This is a genomic window from Rhodoluna sp. (assembly GCF_036721215.1).
Lineage (GTDB): Bacteria > Actinomycetota > Actinomycetes > Actinomycetales > Microbacteriaceae > Rhodoluna.
Genome location: NZ_DAIMLM010000001.1, coordinates 286,741 through 306,825 on the forward strand (window position 1 = coordinate 286,741; position 20,085 = coordinate 306,825).

The 20,085-nt window shown below is 48.8% G+C and carries 18 protein-coding genes and 1 tRNA gene; 15 read left to right on the plus strand and 4 right to left on the minus strand.

Annotated elements, in window-relative coordinates; translation table 11 throughout:
- On the plus strand, nt 1–966 hold the full coding sequence (locus AC9UCN_RS01475) for a bile acid:sodium symporter (protein ID WP_509523096.1): 966 nt from the start codon (nt 1–3) through the stop codon (nt 964–966).
- A 184-nt stretch (nt 967–1,150) separates the two neighbouring features.
- Entirely contained in the window at nt 1,151–3,796 is a 2,646-nt protein-coding gene (locus AC9UCN_RS01480; RefSeq protein WP_509523098.1) for an MMPL family transporter, read from the plus strand.
- Nucleotides 3,797–3,803: 7 nt separating this feature from the next.
- Here the strand turns inward: AC9UCN_RS01480 and metH are convergent, their stop codons facing one another.
- Nucleotides 3,804–7,394: a methionine synthase gene (gene metH / locus AC9UCN_RS01485; RefSeq protein ID WP_509523099.1), complete on the minus strand. Its 3,591-nt coding sequence runs from the start codon at nt 7,392–7,394 to the stop codon at nt 3,804–3,806.
- On the minus strand, nt 7,394–8,251 hold the full coding sequence (locus AC9UCN_RS01490; RefSeq protein ID WP_509523100.1) for a methylenetetrahydrofolate reductase: 858 nt from the start codon (nt 8,249–8,251) through the stop codon (nt 7,394–7,396). Before AC9UCN_RS01490 ends, metH begins: the two co-directional genes overlap by 1 nt.
- 381 nt (nt 8,252–8,632) lie before the next feature.
- Between AC9UCN_RS01490 and AC9UCN_RS01495 the strand changes: the two genes are divergently transcribed.
- The 9 genes from AC9UCN_RS01495 to AC9UCN_RS01535 all read left to right on the plus strand — a co-directional run bounded on the left by AC9UCN_RS01495 (nt 8,633) and on the right by AC9UCN_RS01535 (nt 17,101).
- Nucleotides 8,633–9,478: an ABC transporter substrate-binding protein gene (locus AC9UCN_RS01495; RefSeq protein WP_509523101.1), complete on the plus strand. Its 846-nt coding sequence runs from the start codon at nt 8,633–8,635 to the stop codon at nt 9,476–9,478.
- 54 nt (nt 9,479–9,532) lie between these two features.
- Nucleotides 9,533–10,387, plus strand: a complete 855-nt coding sequence (locus tag AC9UCN_RS01500) for an amino acid ABC transporter permease (protein ID WP_509523103.1) — start codon at nt 9,533–9,535, stop codon at nt 10,385–10,387.
- A complete protein-coding gene (locus AC9UCN_RS01505) occupies nt 10,384–11,142 on the plus strand; it encodes an amino acid ABC transporter ATP-binding protein (protein WP_509523104.1) in 759 nt (252 codons plus the stop codon). The genes AC9UCN_RS01500 and AC9UCN_RS01505 overlap by 4 nt, the downstream gene beginning before the upstream one ends.
- 21 nt (nt 11,143–11,163) lie before the next feature.
- Nucleotides 11,164–12,054, plus strand: coding sequence for a DMT family transporter (locus AC9UCN_RS01510; RefSeq protein ID WP_509523106.1), 891 nt, complete (start codon nt 11,164–11,166; stop codon nt 12,052–12,054).
- Between the two features lie 113 nt (nt 12,055–12,167).
- The gene (locus AC9UCN_RS01515) at nt 12,168–14,261 is read left to right on the plus strand and encodes a DUF6421 family protein (protein ID WP_509523107.1); all 2,094 of its coding nucleotides are present in this window, start codon (nt 12,168–12,170) and stop codon (nt 14,259–14,261) included.
- Nucleotides 14,262–14,275: 14 nt separating this feature from the next.
- The gene (locus AC9UCN_RS01520; protein WP_509523108.1) at nt 14,276–14,740 is read left to right on the plus strand and encodes an Lrp/AsnC family transcriptional regulator; all 465 of its coding nucleotides are present in this window, start codon (nt 14,276–14,278) and stop codon (nt 14,738–14,740) included.
- Between the two features lie 19 nt (nt 14,741–14,759).
- Entirely contained in the window at nt 14,760–15,836 is a 1,077-nt protein-coding gene (locus AC9UCN_RS01525; protein ID WP_509523109.1) for a threonine aldolase family protein, read from the plus strand.
- Nucleotides 15,837–15,889: 53 nt separating this feature from the next.
- Nucleotides 15,890–16,462 (plus strand): nitroreductase family protein, encoded by a 573-nt coding sequence (locus AC9UCN_RS01530; protein ID WP_509523110.1) that lies wholly within the window; start codon nt 15,890–15,892, stop codon nt 16,460–16,462.
- 9 nt (nt 16,463–16,471) lie between these two features.
- Complete coding sequence (locus AC9UCN_RS01535) at nt 16,472–17,101, plus strand: DedA family protein (RefSeq protein ID WP_509523111.1); 630 nt, start codon at nt 16,472–16,474, stop codon at nt 17,099–17,101.
- Nucleotides 17,102–17,106: 5 nt separating this feature from the next.
- Here the strand turns inward: AC9UCN_RS01535 and AC9UCN_RS01540 are convergent, their stop codons facing one another.
- Complete coding sequence (locus AC9UCN_RS01540) at nt 17,107–17,673, minus strand: nucleoside/nucleotide kinase family protein (protein WP_509523112.1); 567 nt, start codon at nt 17,671–17,673, stop codon at nt 17,107–17,109.
- A 17-nt stretch (nt 17,674–17,690) separates the two neighbouring features.
- Nucleotides 17,691–18,326 carry a uracil phosphoribosyltransferase gene (gene upp, locus AC9UCN_RS01545; RefSeq protein ID WP_509523113.1) on the minus strand — a complete coding sequence of 212 codons (636 nt, stop codon included), beginning with the start codon at nt 18,324–18,326 and terminating at the stop codon, nt 17,691–17,693.
- An 81-nt stretch (nt 18,327–18,407) separates the two neighbouring features.
- Between upp and AC9UCN_RS01550 the strand changes: the two genes are divergently transcribed.
- The 4 genes from AC9UCN_RS01550 to AC9UCN_RS01565 all read left to right on the plus strand — a co-directional run bounded on the left by AC9UCN_RS01550 (nt 18,408) and on the right by AC9UCN_RS01565 (nt 20,062).
- Complete coding sequence (locus tag AC9UCN_RS01550; protein WP_509523114.1) at nt 18,408–18,857, plus strand: nucleoside deaminase; 450 nt, start codon at nt 18,408–18,410, stop codon at nt 18,855–18,857.
- A gap of 17 nt (nt 18,858–18,874) precedes the next feature.
- A tRNA-Ser gene (locus tag AC9UCN_RS01555) sits at nt 18,875–18,964 on the plus strand.
- A gap of 25 nt (nt 18,965–18,989) precedes the next feature.
- The gene (locus AC9UCN_RS01560; protein ID WP_509523116.1) at nt 18,990–19,355 is read left to right on the plus strand and encodes a hypothetical protein; all 366 of its coding nucleotides are present in this window, start codon (nt 18,990–18,992) and stop codon (nt 19,353–19,355) included.
- Nucleotides 19,356–19,495: 140 nt separating this feature from the next.
- The gene (locus AC9UCN_RS01565) at nt 19,496–20,062 is read left to right on the plus strand and encodes a uridine kinase family protein (protein ID WP_509523118.1); all 567 of its coding nucleotides are present in this window, start codon (nt 19,496–19,498) and stop codon (nt 20,060–20,062) included.
- Nucleotides 20,063–20,085 lie beyond the last annotated feature (23 nt).

Here is a 20,085-nt window from a genome sequence, read left to right on the forward strand (position 1 = left end):
ATGCTGAACTCAATGATTCTTATGGCGGAAGAAGTCGCCAATGAAGCAACTGTTGTAAACGAGTTCGAACAGACCCTGCTTAGGATCTTCATCCTGATCATCATGTTTGGTCTTGGTGCAGGTCTTACTCCTAAGGACTTCGGTCTGGCGCTTCGTCGCCCATGGGGATTGATTATTGGATGGTTGACACAGTTTGGTGTTATGCCGCTAACCGCGTACATCCTGATTGTTACTGTCCTATTCCCGTTCTCAGTCGATGAGAACATTGCCTTCATCGCGCTAGGTGCTTTGATTATGGGTGCTGTTCCAGCGGGAACAACATCAAACCTGTTTACCTATTTCTCCAAGGGAAACTTGGCCTTGAGCGTGATGATGACAATCAACTCGACTCTATGGGCGTTCATCATGACCCCACTGATGCTGTTCATCTACGCAAACTTCCTTAGCCTGGATGACACAATCACAATCGAGTTCACCGAGTTGGCAACGGTTATTGTCGGGCTGATTATTCCGGTCGGACTAGGAATGCTTGTGCGTCGACTCAGCGCCAACGCAGGTTCAGTTCTTGAGCTTGTAGGTGGATTATTTGGAGTGCTATTTATTCCTTTCCTAATCGCTATCTGGGTGCCAAGAAACTGGCAGCTACTTCTAGAAACCGAATGGCCAACCTATGTTGTTGCTATTGGTCTTGGACTGGTTGGAATAACAGTGGCCTTCTGGATCGCAAAAGCCATTGGCCTTCACCCAGCAAACGTTCGAACCATCGCCTTGGAAACAGGTATTCAGAACGGACCACTAGCGATTGCGGTTATCGTGGCCGTATACATCGACAGTCCAGGACTCGACAAGATCTTGCTAGTTCCTGCCCTGTACTCGCTGTTCATCGTGCTGATTTCAACCGCTGTCACATTTGTGTTCAGAAGGGCCAACTTGGCAGCCGAGCAGAAGATCCCAAACCTGCTCTAGGAATCAATCGTAAACAAACCCCCCGCAGAAAATGCGTGGGGTTTGTTTCTTGTCCTGAAACCTTGGAAAGTTCTGTGAAAACTATCAATGTTTCTTCAGGTAGGCAAACACTAAATAACATAGAGGTACACAAATGCTTTGCCAAGAGGCAATCAATAACGCTCTCGGGTTGGCTTTCTAACAAATGGAGTTGCACTTGGCTATTTTGCTTTACAAGCTTGGATTGTTTTCGGCTCGTCGCGCCTGGCAAGTAATTGTCTCTTGGATTGTCATCCTTGGTATCACTGCTGGGCTAGCACTTTCCTTAGGTGGAAAACTAACCACCAGCATCTCAATCGACGGCGTTCCCTCACAACAGGTTGTGGATGAGCTTCAAGAGACTTTTCCAGATGCATCCCGAGGATCAGGGCAAATTGTCTTTCATAAGCCTGATGGTGTGTTTAACCAAGAAGATATTGATGCAATTACCCTCGCGCTAAATGGCACAGAGAAACTCCCGGGAATTGCTGAAGCCATTAACCCCTTCGACGTTCAAGTACAAATCGATCAAAGTGCTGCAGATTTAGCTGACGGTAGTAAGGAACTCCTTGATGCCCAGGCAAAAGTTGATCAGGCAGTACTCGAGCTCGCCGCTGGCCAGCAAGAAGTAGACGCTGGCAAAACGCAACTCGCTGGCGGCCTGGCTGAAATCGCGAAAACAAGACAAGAGCTAACAGCGAACTTATCTCTAGTCAACGCAGGCATCAAGCAATACACCGATGCGGGTGCTTCGCCGACCGCTCAACTACTTGGAACAAAAGCTCAAGTAGAAGCTGGATTAGCCGAACTTGCTAAACAGGAAGCTATTGCAAATGCTTCCACCGCTGAGCTTGAAAAAGCTGAACTAGAACTCGCAGCTGCGGTAGAAGAAGTCGCTGCTGGAAAATTGGAATTAGAAGAGGGCAGAAAAGATCTTGAGTCTGCCCAGAAGCTAATTGACGCCTCAGCAAACTTCACAACCGTTTCCAATGACGAAACTGTTGCGTTGGCAACTATTCGATTCGATAAAAGAGGCACCGAGCTAGAAGCTGGCACCCGAGAATCAGTTGTTAAGTATCTGGAAGAAGCCGACCTAAATGGAATTGAAGTGGAGTTCTCACAAGAGCTGACTCAGTCATTTGGCGACATTTTGGGTGTTGGAGAAATTGTTGGCCTAATTAGCGCTGCAATTGTGCTGTTTGTTTTACTTGGCACGTTCATTGGTGTCTCGCTACCAATTTTCTCTGCAATCGTTGGAGTTGGAATTTCGGCATCAATTACCTTGGCTTTGGCTTCTCAAATTGAAATGACTTCGACCACTCCTATCTTGGGGGTGATGCTGGGTCTGGCGGTAGGTATCGACTACAGCCTCTTTATCGTCAACCGTCACCGCAGGCAGCTTAAATCTGGCGCGAAGCTAAAGGAATCAATCGCTATTGCAAATGGAACCAGCGGAAACGCTGTCCTCTTTGCTGGAGTGACAGTTGTCATCGCGCTTGTTGCGTTGAACCTAACTGGAATTGGTTTTGTTGGCCTGATGGGATCAATGGGTGCAATTGCGATTGTTGTCGCAGTACTTATTGCACTCACTGTTACCCCAGCTGCATTGTCATTGATTGGTGATCGCATTCTCACCAAGAAGGAACGAGCTAGCATTTCAACCGCTGCAAAGCGCAAGAAAGCCGCTACGGTCAAAACCTCTAAAGCTCCTGTTTGGGCTACCAAGAACCCTTGGCTTGCGCTAGCCGCAACAATTTCTGTTCTTGTAATCATGGCCATCCCGCTATCGGATATGCGACTTGGGTTGCCAGATGGTGGTTCCGAGCCAACAGACTCGAGCGCATACAAGTCATACACCTTAGTTAGCGAAGCTTTTGGACCTGGCTTCAACGGTCAGATTACAACTGTTTTGGAATTAAACGAACCGGTGGCCGAGCAAGACACTCTTACTTTGCAGGCTGAGATGGCTTCTGCGCTAGCTGGGCTTGAGAACGTAACTGCCGCCGTACCGGCTGCAGTGTCGGATGACAAGAAGACTTTCTTGTTCCAGGTTGTGCCAACCGGTGGACCATCGAGCGTTGAAACTGAGCAAGTTGTCTATGAAATTCGTGATCTCAACCAGATGGTCGAGGATAAGTACGACGGCAAGATTGGTGCAATAGGACTCACCGCAACCAACATCGACGTTTCAGACAAGATCTCTGATGTGCTACCTCTTTATCTGTCAACTGTCATAGTGCTATCGCTTCTGCTTTTGATGCTGGTATTCCGCTCGATACTAGTACCGATTCTTGCCGCTGCCGGTTTCCTACTTACCGTTACGGCAACCCTTGGAGCGGTTGTGGCGGTTTACCAGTGGGGTTGGCTATCAGAGCTGCTGGGTGTGACAAGCCCTGGTCCAATCCTTAGCTTCTTGCCGATATTCCTAATCGGAATAATTTTTGGTCTGGCTATGGATTATCAGCTCTTCCTGGTTTCAGGAATGAGAGAGGCCTTTACTCACGGCAAGAAGCCAAAGGATGCAATCAACTACGGAATTCACCAAAGCAGGGGAGTGGTGGTTGCGGCAGCGCTGATCATGGTCACAGTCTTTGGTGGGTTCGCCTTCTCGCACCTTGCAACAATCCGTCCCATTGGCTTTGGTTTAGCAATCGGTGTTTTGATTGACGCCTTCTTAGTCAGGCTCATTCTGGTTCCTGCGGCAATGACAATTCTTGACAAGTCTGCTTGGTGGATTCCAAAGTTGCTAGACAAGGCTTTGCCAGACGTAGACGTTGAGGGAACCAAGATCGAGAAAAAGAAGCTTCACTAGATAAAAGCTATACGGAGAAGTATTTAGCCTCAGGGTGATGGAATACAAAAGCATCGGTTGACTGCTCTGGGTGAAGCTGTAATTCTTCAGACAGGCTGACTCCAACTCGCTCAGGCATCAGTAGCTCAACTACTTTTTTGCGATCTTCCATTTCAGGACATGCTGGGTAACCAAGTGAGAACCTAGCACCGCGATACTTTAGGTCGAAGTATCCCTGCATGTCTTCTGGTTCTTCATTGGCAAAACCAAGCTCAGCTCTAATTCGAGAGTGCCAGTACTCGGCCAAGGCCTCGGTGAGCTGCATCGCCAAACCATTTAGCTCCATGTAGTCGCGGTAGCTGTTGTCTTCGAAAAGCACTTTGGTAACTTTTTCCACAGCAGAACCAAAGGTCACAAGCTGAACCCCAAACACGTCGATCTCACCTGATGCTCTGGAGCGAATGTAATCGGATAGGCAAAGGTGGCCATCTCTTCTTTGTCTTGGGAAGCTAAATCTCATTCGGTCAGTGCCGATAGCTCCGCCCGATCCGCCATCGGGTGCAAGTAAACCAGCTTTGCCAACTTGTCCGGATGGATCGTTATCGTGGTGCAAAACAATTAGATCTTCGCCTTCTGAAACCGCAGGGAAGTATCCGTAAACAACCGATGCGTCAGCAATTGCCTCAGAGAGAATGCGATCTAACCAATATCTAAGCCTCGGTCTTCCTTCGGTTCTAACTAGCTCCTCGTAACCTGGACCATCACCTCGGGTGGGCTTTAGTCCCCATTGGCCCATGAATGTTGCACGCTCGTCCAAGTAAGAAGAGAAGTCGGCAAGCGCGATACCCTTCACAATTCTGGTTCCCCAGAAAGGAGGTGTTGGAACAGGGTTATCGCTAGCTACATCTGACCGTGATGGCATGTTTTCAGGTTCAGTTAGAACCAACTTGCTCTGAGCATGAATTCTCTTTTTTAGCGGCTTCAAACCAACTGATTCGGCATCGGCGCCGCGGGCAATTGCAACCAGCGGCTCCATCAGATCGAGTCCTTCAAAAGCGTCTTTGGCGTATCGCACCGTTCCATCAAACTCGCCAGCTAAGTCGTCTTCAACAAAAGATCTGGTCAAGGCAGCGCCGCCCAGAATGATTGGCCACTTCTTGGCAAGTCCTCGTGACCCAAGTTCGACAAGATTCTCACGCATAACAACGGTTGATTTCACAAGTAGACCACTCATACCGATTACATCCGCATTGTGCTCTTCAGCGGCCTTTATGATGTCAGCAACCTGCTGCTTGATACCGATGTTCACCACGTCATAGCCGTTGTTTGTCAAGATAATGTCAACGAGGTTTTTGCCAATGTCGTGAACGTCGCCTCGAACTGTGGCTAGGACAATCTTTCCCTTGCCGGCAGCTTCACTTTTTTCCATGTATGGCTCTAGAAGAGCGACGGCTGATTTCATAACTTCGGCAGATTGCAAAACAAAAGGTAGCTGCATCTCGCCGGCACCAAAGCGCTGCCCAACAATTTGCATCCCAGCAAGCAGGTAGTCGTTGATGATTGCAAGCGGCTTGTTTCCTTCAGATCTTGACAGTTCGAGATCGTCTTCTAGACCCTTGGAGTCCCCATCGATGATTCGTCTCTCAAGTCTTTGGTTGACTGGCAATGCTGCTAGCTCAGCTGCGCGAGCATCGCGAATCGATGCGGAGTCAACACCATCGAATAGATCCAACATGGCAGATAACGGGTCATAAGTGAGATTGCCGTCCGCGTCGTATTCGCGGCGGTCGTAAATCAAATCAAGAGCGACCTTTAGTCGATCCTCTGGCATGTCCGCCAGTGGAACAATCTTGGCGGCGTCGATTATGGCGGAATCGAGTCCTGCCTGGGTAGCTTCGTGCAGGAAAACCGAGTTCAGGACCGATCTAGCCGCCGGGTTCAATCCGAAGGAAACGTTGGAGACACCTAGGGTGGTGTGAATGCCTGGGTACTTGGTGGTGATTTCTTTGATGGCGGCAATGGTTTCCAGGCCGTCTCGACGAGTTTCTTCCTGCCCAGTGGCTATCGGGAAAGTAAGGGCATCGACGATTATGTCTTCAACTCTCATGTCCCATTTGGAAACAAGGTCGTCAATCAACCTGGAAGCGATACGAACCTTGTCGGCTTGGTTTCTGGCCTGACCCTGCTCGTCAATGGTTAGCGCAATCACGGCTGCACCGTGTTCTTTTACTAGTGGCATGATCTTGGCAAAGCGAGAATTTGGCCCATCGCCGTCTTCGAAGTTCACCGAGTTCACAACAGGTCTTCCACCGATTAGTTCCAGACCTGCTTGAATAACCGCTGGCTCAGTCGAGTCAATAACAAGTGGCAATGTTGAAGCGCTGGCTAGTTTTGAAACCAGGGTTCGCATGTCGGCGACACCGTCTCGGCCAACATAGTCAACAGAGACATCCAGCAAATGAGCGCCATCGCGAACTTGCTTGCGCGCGATGTCGACGCAGTCATCCCATCTTTCATCAAGCATTGCTTGCTTGAATGCTCTAGAACCATTGGCATTAGTTCTTTCACCAATTGCAAGATAGGTATTGTCTTGAGTCAGAGGAACATGCTGGTACAAACTTGCAACACCCGGCTCAATCTCGATGGTTCTTGAGTGAGTGCTTAATTGACCGAGTCGGTCAACAACCGCCTTCAAGTGAGCAGGCGTTGTGCCACAACACCCACCAATCATTGCCAAGCCGAATTCTTTTACAAACTGCTCGTGAGCAGTTGCCAACTCTTCAGGTCCCAGTGGGTAGCTGGCACCAGTGGCAGTTAGAACCGGAAGACCTGCGTTTGGCATAACCATGATTGGAACTCTGGAGTGCTTCGAAAGCTGACGAAGGTGCTCACTCATTTCGGTGGGTCCCGTTGCACAGTTCAAACCGATCATGTCCACACCAAGTGGTTCGATTGCGGTAAGTGCCGCACCAATTTCTGAACCCATAAGCATGGTTCCAGTGGTTTCAACAGTTACTTCAACAAAGATTGGCAGCCTGGTGCCGGTTTCAACTATCGCCAACCGGCAGCCATTAATGGCCGCTTTGGTTTGGAGTAGGTCCTGCGAGGTCTCGACTAGGAAAGCATCGGAGCCCCCCTTGATTAGTCCAACAGCTTGTTCTTTGAAGGTATCTCTCAGAAACGCGTAGTCAACGTGGCCCAAGCTTGGAAGCTTTGTTCCAGGTCCCATCGAACCCAAAACCCAGCGCGGCCTGGAGTCTTTCTCACTAAAACCATCTGCGGACTGACGAGCAATTCTTGCCCCAACTTCAGCTAGCTCTTCAATTCGATCTTCGATTCCGTAGTCGGATAGGTTTGACCAGTTTGCTCCAAAGGTATTGGACTCGATGCAATCGATCCCGGCTTCAAAATAGGCGTCGTGAACGCTCTTTACTATGTCGGGTCTTGTGACATTGAGAATCTCATTACAACCTTCTAAGTTCTGGAAATCCTCAAGCGTAGGTTTACGCTCCTGTAACTCAGTACCCATCGCACCATCGGCAATCACCACGCGGGTGGCGAGTGCGTCAAGAAGCGCTTGCGCTCTTGGCGCAAAGGCCATTGATTTAATGGAGTGCATTAACGAATTCCTGCTCTTTGGAGAACCTGAGTGACGCTTTCGTGTTGGTTGAATGCGTAAAGGTGCACCCCGGGCGCACCTTCATCAACTAGCTCTGATACAAGATTAGCTGCCCAGTCAATTCCTGCCAGCTTGGCATCATCTTTGGAGGTGACACCAAGGAGTTTGGCTAAGCCTTCTGGGTTTTTCTCACCGGTTAGCTCAATCACTCGATTCAGGCGTTGCATAGACGTGACCGGCATGATGCCCGGCAAAATCGGGATTGTGACTCCAGCGTCTTTGGCTAGCTTCACAAACCTCACGTAATCTGCAGCAAAGAAGAAAACCTGGGTGATGGCATAATCTGCTCCTGCGTTTTGCTTAGCTAGCAGGGCTTGGATGTCTTGACTGATGCTGTCAGAGTCGGGATGACCGTTAGGAAATGTTGCTACCGCGACATTGAGCTCGGATCTGCTATTTCCACGTTCTTTGTGAACCTGAGAAATCAATTGCACTAGCTCGGAAGAAGTCTTTAGCTCACCTTTAGGCTCGAGTGGCATCCCAGGCTGGGGATCTCCTCTTAGGGCTAGAAAGTCAGTGATTCCCTCATCCATAAATTGATTGACCAACGCCTTAGTTTCCAAAAAGCTATGGCCAACGCATGTTAGGTGCGCCAAAGCCGCTGCTTGGGTGTTTTTGAGGATGAACTTCAAAACTTCTAGGGAATTCTTGGTCGAAGAGCCCCCGGCCCCAAAGGTCACCGATATAAAGGTCGGGTCCATTTTGGCGAGCTCGATTATGGAGGTTTCTAGGCTCTCGCCAGAGTTTTGGTCCCTGGGAGGGTAGACCTCAAAGGAAACTCGAACCTGATTACTCAAAACAACTCCCCGTCATTGGATTCAAGCCTATCTTCAAGAAGACCCATACGGCAGGCCGATTACTGGCACCGGGCAGGACAAACTTGCACGGCATTGGATTTTGTAGACCTAGAAATATGCCACTATGATTTTCATTACTAACCAAACTAGAGAGGTACCCGAGATGACAGAATTGCGTTCTTCGCTATCTGCCGTTTGTGCAATGGGTATGTCTATGGCGTCTATGGAGCGAATGCTCTAGACGCTTGGTTTCTGCGTTTTTTCAACGGTGAACTAAGCCGCGGGGGTAAAGCTCCGCAAATTTCCAACACAACAAATCAAGTAAATACCTTCATATCCAACCAAGTCGGCCTCCGGCAAAAACAGAAAGAGATACAAATCATGTCAAGAAAGAGCACACTATCCCGCATAAGGTCGGGAATTGCAGCAGCAGCCATTGTGGCATTTGCCCTAACTGGTTGCGCACCTGCAGACACCGCAGCAACAGATGAATCAGCAATCACCACCATCACTCCAGGCAAGCTAACCATCGGAACTGGCCTACCAGCCTATGAGCCATGGGTAGTTGGAGATGCACCTGAATCAGGCGAGGGCTTTGAGGCAGCAGTTGCTTACGCAATCGCAGCTGAGCTTGGCTTTGCAGCTGAGGACGTTGTATGGGTTCGCACCACATTCGACGAGGCAATTGCTCCAGGAGCTAAGAACTTCGACTTCAACTTGCAGCAGTACACCATTACTGAAGAGCGCAAGGCGAATGTTGACTTCTCAGACCCTTACTACACAACTACTCAGACAGTTATCACAGTTGCTGGATCGGCCGCTGAGAACGCCGCCTCACTTGCAGATCTAAAGGAACTGCTTGTTGGTGCAGCTTCAGCTACCACCAGCTTCACAGCGATTGAGGAGTTTATTACTCCAACCGCTGGAGCTCAGGCATTCAACTCCAACGACGACGCAAAGGCAGCGCTTCAGAGCGGACAGCTTGACGCACTTGTTGTTGACCTTCCAACCGCACTGTACCTAACCTGCTGTGATCTAACCGACGGCAAGATTCTTGGACAGATTGCTGGAGCCGAAGGTGGAGACAGCTTTGGTCTAGTACTAGACAAGGGCTCAGCTCTAACTGCAGCCGTTAACGCAGCCATCAAGGCACTGCGTGACAACGGAAAACTTGCAGAGCTAGAGAAGAAGTGGCTAACTGACACCAGTGCGCCAGTTCTAAAGTAAGGCAGTAAATTGTTAAGGGGGTGGGAAACCACCCCCTTTTCTAATAGGGGAGCTATGTCAGATTCGAACCCATCAGAAGCGGAACGTCGCCGCCGGGTTTGGCGAGCCAAGCGTAAGCAGAAATCAATTGCGGTTTCACTACTTTCGACTCTGGCGTTCGCAGCTCTGGTTTGGTTTGGGTTGTTGGCAACACCGGGTTGGGAAAGAGTCCAAGGGTTCTTTTTTGATTGGGATGTAGCGGTTGCCGCTTTTCCAAGAGTTTTTGACGGGTTGCTACTAAATCTTCGAGTTCTAGTTGCAGCGGCAATTCTCGTGTTGGTTTTTGGTCTCTTGTTGGCAATCTTTAGAACGCTAAAAAACCCCGTGTTTTTCCCACTCAGAGTTTTATCTCAAGGGTATGTTGACCTATTTCGAGGTCTGCCACTGATTATTGTTTTGTACCTAGTTGGATTTGGAATCCCAGGGCTGAGGTTGGAATTTCTTGGACGCATTCCTTCCGAGATTCTAGGCATCATCGCACTGACACTTACCTATAGCGCCTATGTATCCGAAGTATTCAGAGCCGGAATCGAAGCCGTTCACCCATCGCAGCGCATGGCGGCAAGATCTCTAGGTCTTAGCTATCCAAAGTCGATGAGGTTAGTTATTTTGCCGCAGGCTATTCGAAAAGTTGTCCCTCCTCTGATGAATGACTTTGTTGCCTTGCAGAAAGACGTTGGATTGATATCCGTACTTGGTGCAATTGACGCTGTTCGTGGTGCTCAGATTGAAGTCGCAAAGTTTGCAAACTTTACTCCTTATGTTGTTGCTGGCTTACTGTTTGTCTTGCTAGCGATTCCAACAGTGAGGCTAGCTGATCGAATTCAAAGGAAGTATTCCGAACGTGAACAGGCAGGTAACGCACTGTGATCGATTGGACTAAGCCAAGACTCAAGGTAGTCAACCTCAAAAAGAACTACGACACAAAGGTAGTACTTGATGGAGTGGACCTTGAGGTGTTTCCAGGCCAGATTGTTGCTGTGATTGGCTCTTCTGGATCTGGAAAGTCAACGGTGTTGCGGTGTGTGAATTTACTGGAGGACATTCTCGATGGACAGATCTTCCTAGAAGGCGTTGAGATCTCCGAGCCCGATGTTGACCAAGACAAAGTTCGCGAACAGATTGGACTAGTTTTTCAGTCCTTTAACTTATTTGGGCATCTTTCAATTTTGGAAAACATCACTCTGGCTTTGATACACGTCAAGAAGATGCCGAAGGAAGAAGCTAAGAAGAAAGCTCTTACTTGGCTAGAGAGAATTGGTCTTGCTGATAAAGCGGACTCTTACCCAGACAAACTTTCCGGGGGACAGCAACAGCGCACCGCAATTGTCCGAGCTATTGCCATGGAGCCCAAGGTTTTGTTGCTTGATGAGGTAACTAGCGCGCTAGACCCAGAGCTGGTTGGGGAAGTGCTGTCATTGATTAAAGACCTAAAGGCATCTGGAACTACCATCTTGATGGCAACCCACGAGCTCTCTTTTGCAAGAGAAGTTGCCGACTGGGTGATTTTCCTAGAAAAGGGAAAAATTCTGGAACAGGGTGAAGCTAAAGATTTCTTCGACAACCCCAAGGAGCCTAGGACTAAAGAGTTCCTAACGCGAATGATCAAGCGCTCCGAACAGTAACCAAGCAGCTAGGCTTATTGCATGTCCCGCAAAGCCCTCTTGTTGTTTTTGGCGACCGGGCTAGCCTGGGGACTGCCTTACTTCTTTATTCAAATAGCGCTTGAGGATTTTTCGAGCTACTCAATCATCTTCATCCGCGTACTAATTGGGGCTGCCATTATGGTCCCGCTGGCTCTGAACTCCGGTGCCCTAAAGATTGCGCTCAAGCACTGGAAATGGGTTTTATTCTTTGCAGTCATGGAAATGGTTATTCCATGGTGGCTAATCACTGAGGCTGGTAGACACATCTCTTCTGGCCTTACCGCTTTGCTAATTGCAACAGTTCCTATGTTTGGTGTTGTTGTCGCCAGCCTCCTAGGTGACAAGTCGATCAGAAACCCTAAGACCCTAATTGGAATGGTTGTTGGATTCGCTGGAGTTGTCGCACTGGTAGGTATCGACTCACTCCAGGGAATTGTGGATCCAATCTGGGTCGGCGCTGTCATCCTTGGATCCATTGGCTACGCGATTGCACCTGCTGTTATTTCTTACAAGATTGGGTTTGTGCCGACCACTGGAGTTGTAAGCCTGTCCATGGTTTTCGTAGCTCTTGCCTATTTAATTCCGGCAGGTACCCAGTTACCTCTGGAGATAGCAAATTCTCCAAGCCTTGATTCCTGGTTGGCGCTTCTGGGCTTGGGTGCCATTTGTTCCGCCCTGGCTTTTGTGCTCTTCTTTGCGCTCATAAAGGAAATAGGTGCCCCGAGGGCGACACTGATTGTTTACATCAACACTCTGGTGGCACTGCTTCTTGGAGTCGTGTTCCTGAGCGAGCCAATTACCCCAGGCCTTCTGATAGGACTTCCTCTGGTTTTGATCGGAAGCTGGCTAGCTGGTCAAAAGTACGAGGCTAAACAGCCCGCAGCCAGCTAATCTGCCGTAAATCCCTTAGTTATCGGTGTATTCGACATAAATCCCTTCCTATTTGAGTAAAAAATCTGGTATTTTGATTCAAATCAGGAATTTATTCAAAGGAAGTCTCCGGAATGCAAAAAGCGACCCAAATTCTCATCGACCAGTCTCACCGTCAGGCTTGGAGCATTGATGCCGAGAAGGCCAAGGAGCTAAACCCTGGCAACCCTCAAGATTCTGGATACTCAAAGTTAGTGCTCTCAGCTGAAGCATCGGGGTTTGGAGTTCGCTCTCACGAAACAGGAACTTTCACTAAAGAGTCTTTGAGCGGAGTTGATGTTTTAGTTATCCCTCACGCATCCGATGATGATTGGGAGAAAACCTTAGGTGAGGGTTCACCGAAGCTAACTTCCGATGAGATCTCAGCTGTTAGAGACTTTGTGAACGCCGGTGGCGGTCTTGTGGTTCTAGGAGAATCCGAACAGCCAAAGTATGGAAATAATTTTTCGGAGCTCACTGAGCAATTCGGTATCAAGATTGCAAACGCCACCGTTCAGGATTCTGAAAACAACTTCAAAGGTGTTGCAACCTGGGTGCTTGCTGATCTGAAGAAATCATTTGAATTTGATCTTGGTTTCAAAGTAGAGCAAACTGCTTTCTATCGCTCCGGAGTTTTAGAAATAAAAGATGGTTCTGATGCTCACGTGATTGCAACCAGCTCAAGTTCTGCAACACCCTCAGAGGCAGCTCTAGTTGCAGCAACTAACTTCGGCAAAGGTCGAGTAGTTGTTCTTGCAGACAGCGACATTTTTGGTGATGACTCAATCGATGAGCTAGACAACAAAAACTTTTGGATCAACATCGCATCATGGGTTTCTGGTGGAAAAGCCGCTGCACTAGCGCAAACCAGAAAAGACCCATCTTGGGCTGCGACTGACCCAAGCTGGCTAAAACTTGCCGCTGCAGTGGAGGCTATAAAGCCAATGCAAATCAAAGACGGATCGATAGATTCAACTGCACACGATCTCGAAGAAGCCAAAAAGCAAATTGCCCTTGTGTTAGAAGCAATCACGGAGCTGACTCCAAGATTTGCGCACCAGATTGACTATTTGACTCAGGTCAAAAAAGACATCAAGGCATGGGCTGAAGGCGGCTTTAATGTCCCTGATTTCTATGACTCTTTGGAGCTATTCCGCCCTGACCTCAAGCGTGAGAACAACGTTGAGAACCTTGCCGTTTTTGCCATGTATACCCAAAACGGCAACCCGAACCGAAACCTTGAGGCGGTCATTACCAACACCTTCTGGCCTGACTGGCTTGCCGAAAAAGAGCAGGTTTACCAGAACAGCGCGTTTGTTCCGATTGAATTTGTGGCCTTTACTTCTGGCTACGACACCTTCTCGGCAGTGTTCTTCCCAGAAACAGTGGCAACCAGGGAGCTAGCCAAGTTCTACTGGGGAGGAATCTTCTGCGACCGTGAGGCTGCCAGATTCCGCATGGTCACTAGAGCTGCCCAACAGCTTCTATTCCTGCCTCTTCCTCCTGATGCAGAAAGAGTTGTCAACGATCAGCTCCTGGCACAAGAAACCTATGTGCTGTGGGACTTGATTCACGACCGCACTCACTCCAAGGGAGATCTACCATTTGATCCATTCATGATCAAGCAGCGCATGCCATTTTGGATGTATGCACTAGAGGAATTGCGCTGCGACTTGTCCACATTCAGAGAGACATTTGTATTGGATGACCAGGGCGAAAGACTTGGAAAGTACATTCGCTACGCAATCTTGTTTGATCGTTTGTTCCGTTTTCCAATTACTGGTCCACGAGTTAGAAACTACGACGGACTGGGTGGGCAGATCATTTTCAGTTATCTACACCGCCACGGTGGCTTGAAGTGGACTGACAACAAACTGAGCTTTGATTGGGACAAGGTCAACGAGCAGATTGTTGCCCTTTGTGGCGAGGTCGAAAGTCTCTATCACGATGGCATCGATAGATCTAGAGTGGCTCAGTGGATGGCGTCTTACGAATTTGTAAGCGACCTCGTTCAACCTCACCCTGCTTCAACCTGGGCCAAGGGTGCGGATGCACTTCCGGTTGAGGGTGAGCTCAAGGAAATGGTGAACGCAGTGCTAGACGACGAGTTCCCATTGAATGTTTTCTTCGATACTCTAAATCGCAACTTACAAGATGTGATTCTTTCAACAAAAGGCGTTACTGCCTAAGGCGGCAAGTATTTATGGAAGCTATAGACCGAAAAATCCTCACTCTCTTAGCTGAGGACTCTGAGCGTTCCTTACAAGATCTTGCTGTTGAGGTTGGATTACCGACATCAACGCTGCACCAAAGAATAAAGCGCCTAGAAACTCGTGGCCTGATTTTGGGTTACCAGGCCAAATTGGATTTGCGCAAAGTGGGGTTGAGTCTGACCTCATTTGTTTCACTGACACCGATTGATCCTGCAGCCCCAGATTCGATTCCAGCTCAGCTGCAATCCATTTCGGAGATTGAGGGCTGCTGGAGTGTTGCAGGAGAAGAAAGCTATATAGTCAAGGTGAATGTTTCCGAGCCTGCGGACTTGGAAGCACTACTGGGCAAGATTAGAGCCCAGACAAATTGCTCGACCCAAACTACTGTTGTTTTATCAACCGCATTTGAGAACAGACCACCGGCAATTCCAGAATCAGACCTGAGCGATAGCTAGAGAAAGAAGCGAACAGAAGATGACAACAAGAAAAATCTGGCGCGGATTTGCTAGCGATAACTATGCAGGTGTTCACCCAGCAGTATTTGAGGCGATGAGCCAAGTCAATGAGGGTCATGAGATTGCCTATGGTGATGACACCGAAACAGAAAAGTTCAACAAAGTTGTGCTGGAAAATTTTGGCCCCAATGCTGTTGGCTTTCCGCTTTTCAATGGAACCGGCGCGAATGTTGTTGCGTTGCAAGCGGCCCTCCAGAGGTGGGAAGCAGTTATCTGCGCGGACACTGCACACATCAATGTCGATGAAGGTGGCGCTCCAGAAAAGATGGCTGGATTAAAACTTTGGACTGTTCCAACCCCTGATGGAAAGCTAACTCCCGAACTTATCGAGTCGCAGATTTTTGACATGGGTGTTGTTCACAGAGCACAACCTGGAGTTGTTTCCATCACCCAAACCACGGAGCTAGGTACTTTGTACAAACCGGCAGAAATCAAAAAGATTGCCGAGGTTACCCTCAAGCATGGGCTTTTGCTTCACCTAGATGGAGCGAGAATTTCGAATGCAGCAGCGGCTCTGGGGTTGTCTTTCAAAGAGTTCACCACCGATGTCGGGGTAGATCTAGTATCAGTTGGCGGAACTAAGATTGGCGGCTTGGGTGCAGAAGCTGTGGTTGTTATTGACTCAAGTACTCCTCGCGGAAAACAACTTGCAGAGGCTATGCCATTTCTTCGAAAGACCTCTATGCAACTGCCTTCAAAAATGCGCTTCGTCTCGGCCCAGCTAAATGCACTTTTTGGGAACAAAGCTGCTCTAGCTCTAGCTAACGCAAAACACGCGAACCAGATGGCGAAAAAGCTCTACGGGGGAGTTGTTGCGATAGCGGCCAAGAGCTCACTTGTCACAATCCCGAACCCAACTGAGGCAAACGCTGTGTTCCCGATCCTGCCGGAAAAGATCACCAACAAATTACTTGAAACTTACCGATTCTATGTATGGAATCAGGCAACAGGCCAGGTTCGCTGGATGTGCGCTTGGGATACCCAAGAATCAGACGTCGATGGGCTACTTGCAGCACTTGACGCAGCAGTTAGCTAAAGCAATTAGCTAAACCAGGGAACAATAAACACTCTTTCTTAGTTGGGAATCAAATGAACAAAAAACCTGAAACTTCCGCACCCCTTACCGATCTATTGGAAAAGCGTTGGAGCCCTAGGGCCTATGACGCTAACCACCTAATTGCAGATAATGATCTGCTTTCTATTTTGGAAGCTGGTCGCTGGGCCCCTTCTGCAAGTAATGGCCAGCCGTGGAGATTCTCAGTAGCGGTTCGAGGAACTGATGTTCACGAAAAGGTGACAGCGGGACTTGGTGGCTTTAACCAGGCCTGGGCACCTACTGCTTCAGCCATGATCGTGATTTCAATCAAGAAAAATGAGGATGGCACATCAAGCGCCAAGAATTTCTATGATGCAGGATTGGCTGTCTCACTAATGACCGTGCAAGCGCAATCTCTAGACCTGCACTCTCATCAAATGAGTGGAATTACCCCGGAGGTAATCCAAGAAAGCCTTGGTATATCTGCAGAATTCGAAGTTGCGGTAGTTGTAGCAATTGGCAAAGTTACATCACCTGATGTGTTTGAGGGAGCTGCTTACGAGCGAGAGATTGCTCCTCGAACCAGGCTTCCTCTTGAGGAAATTGTCTTGCACGGCAAGCCTTAGAGTTAATAGGTGCCCATAACCGAACAAATAGCTCTCTGGTATGACCAGATCGGCCCGATTCTCTTTGTTGCGGCTGTTTGGGCGTTGGTTTTTGCAGGAACCGGACTACTTATTGGGGCCTTCATACCTTTTATTACAGGTGACTCACTTGTATTTGCCGCAGGTTTGGTTGCGGCTAGTTTTCCAGAAACTATCAACATCTGGGCTCTCAGCATTGGAATAGGAATCTTTGCTTGGTTAGGAGATCAAGTTGGTTACACACTTGGTCGACACTTCGGCAGGCCATACCTAGATAAAAGACAAGGCGCGATCATTCAAAGCGCTATCGGAAAAGCTGAGAAGTTCTATAAAGCCTGGGGTTGGTGGGCCGTAGTTATTGCAAGATTCATTCCAATGGCAAGAGTCCTAATCCCAGTTATTGCGGGCATTGGAAAAATGAATTACTACAAGTTCTTTTCAGCCAACCTAGTTGGAGCAGTGGTCTGGGGAATGGGGCTATCTCTTGCCGGCTACTTTGCCGCGAGCATTCCACTAGTCAAAGACGCCACTTACATCCTTGCGGTGTTGGTAATCGCTGCTTCCCTGGTTGCGGGAATTAGGTCTTGGTACAAAAACAACAAATCTAAAGCCGCAGCCTAGAGCCATTAGTTGTCGGTTGCGATAACAAAATCAGCCAGTGACGCTGATTTTTCTCGAGCATAGAAATCAAGCTCCTGGGCAGCCCACATATCAAACTTGTCGAGATTTCCTTCACGCTCTAACCAACGAGCCTGACGAACCGGTTCTTTAGCTTCCAGCCAAATCCGCAAGAATGCAACGGAAGAGGCGCGATGACCCAGCGCCCCACACCCCTCGATTATTAATGGAGTTCCTCCGGAAAATTCCATCCAGGCGCCGCGCTGGTTTTGCGCCCAATCCCACTGTTGCCACGATGCCGTTTGTTTTTTGGTTAGTGGTTCAAGAATGAATCGGTTCAGATAATCTGCCCCAAGTCTCAACCCTTCCCACCCGGGATAAAGATCATCCATATGGATAACTCTCGGTAATGACTCGCCTTGCTTGAAGAGACTCTCTTGCAAAGACTTTGCAAAGGTCGATTTGCCAGAGTTGGATCTTCCATCAATTAGAACAATCGGTGTGGTGTTCCCAAGATCAATCTGCTCAAGAACCTTGTCGGTGATTTCCTGAATGAGAGCTGTGTTGGCAGGCAAGAAAAACCTAAAGATTACTAGTCAGCGAGACCGTAGAGACGGTCTCCTGCATCGCCAAGCCCTGGAACGATGTATCCGATTTCGTTGAGCTTCTCATCCAAAGCACCCAACACAATCGTCACGTCTTTGTTCCCAACAGCTTGCTCAACAGCCTTCAGCCCTTCGGGTGATCCGATTAGACAAATGGCAATTACTTCTACTGCTCCACGATCGAAAACATATTTGATGGAGTCAATCAAGGTGCCACCGGTAGCGAGCATCGGATCGATTATGTATACCTGGCGACCGGTTAGATCATCTGGAAGACGCTCGGCGTAGGTGAAAGGCTCAAGAGTTTCTTCATTGCGCTTGATACCAAGAAATCCAACTTCGGCGGTTGGAAGCAACTTTAGGATGCCATCGAGCATTCCCAGTCCTGCTCGAAGGATTGGAACAATCAATGGAAGTGGAGTACTTAGGTGAACACCGGTGGTTTTCGTAAGTGGAGTCTCAATTGTTATCTCCTGCACCTTTATTTCCCTCGTTGCCTCATAAGTAAGTAGTGTCACTAATTCCTCAACAAGCTGCCTAAAGGTAGGAGAAGGAGTGTTCTTGTCGCGAAGGACCGTGAGCTTGTGAGTTACCAGCGGGTGATTGGCTATGTGGGTGCGCATACAAGTAAATCTAGTGGGTGCAAGCTGGTGCCAAGATGAGCCAAAGTGTTGGAATACTTGGAGTAAGGGAGTGAATAAGAAATGACTAACACTTGGGATTCGGCCATGACAATGGCTTTGGCCGAAGCCAACCAATCTGGCCAAGATGTGCCGGTTGGCGCGGTGTTAGTTGACCCAGATGGAAACTTAGTTTCCTCCGCACACAACGAGCGCGAGGCAACCGGAGACCCAACCGCTCACGCCGAGATCTTGGCCATTCAAAGAGTTGGCAAAGCATCTTCTAAGTGGCGCTTAGAAGAACTTACCCTGGTGGTCACTTTGGAACCATGCGTGATGTGCGCGGGAGCGATAGTTGCCGCTCGTATCCCAAGGGTAGTTTTCGGGGCTTTTGATGAACGGGTTGGGGGAGCTGGGTCTAGGTATGACCTGGTGCGCGATTCCAGACTCGGTTCACCAGTTGAAGTAATAACAGGTGTAATGCAAGACGAGTGCTCCAAGGTATTAAAGGACTTTTTTGAGAAACGGCGCTAAACACTAAGCTTTGTTCTGGTGACGTGTCCGAGCGGCCGAAGGTGCAACTCTCGAAAAGTTGTGTGCGTGAAAGCGCACCGTGGGTTCAAATCCCACCGTCACCGCCACAGGAGATAACTAGAGAGGTTTCAGATGAATTACAGAAAACACATGACCGTATTTGGGGTCATTGCCCTACTAGGTTTCATCTTGTTCTGGTTCATGCCTCAGTTTGGAGCTGCTATCTTCTTGCCCGCTCTAGGTGCTTACTTTGGCGCTCGCAAGGCTGAATCAGATGGTCCGGCCCAACCTAGCTATGTTCTCTGGGGAATCTTCTTTGTGTTTGTGGCAATTGCTGTGGCAATCAGATTCTTGGTCCCCGAGGAAAACTTCGGTGGTTTTGAGTCGGGTCCAGAGAACCTGATTTTGCTATGGGTGTACCTTGGATCTCTCGCACTGGCTTTTCCACTGTTTGGCTACTTGGCCTACTTACAGCGCGTTGGACGAGCTAACTCTTGAGCTGCTTTTTCCTAATTTGTAAAAACCTTTGACACCTTGTTTAGCATTTGGTGAGACTTCCTCACTCTGCTTATACTTAATTCAATTCATTTAGTGAACAGCTCTAAATGCTAATACTTTAGATTTACAGGGAGTTTCAATTGCACTGGAAGGCCTGCGCCATTGATGGCCCTGGCGGTGGGGGTAAGTCCACTCTTGCTGCCCAGCTTGCCACTGACCTTGGCGCAACCGTAATCTCCATGGATTCTTTTCTTCTTCCTGAAAGCAAGTACCGCCTTAGCGCCATCGCCAAAAACTATGATCTAGATCGCTTCTTTGAAGAGGTAACAGAGCCACTTCTTGACCACAGGGACATCAAATACCGAGTTATGGACCAAGCAAACGGCACACTATCGACCCAGAAGTTCAACGTCCCAGCTGGACAAAAGGTAATCATTGAAGGCGTTTACTCACTGGAGCTAAGTTTCCGTGACTCCTACGACTTCACGATTTTTGTTGATGCCCCCAAGGACGCGCTCATGGCAAGGGCCTTTAGTTTGGAGATTGGGGGCAAATCCTGGCTGGATAAGTGGCTCGAAGGGGAAGAAACCTACTTTGTTGCCCAGCACCCCAAGCTGGCGGCAACTTTGGTTCTTGACGGCACGAAGCCCTTTCCCGCAACTGCCGAAATCATGAACTATCTGAGCGAGAAGCGGGCCGAGGGCTAAACCCTGCGGATACACCCAAAAAC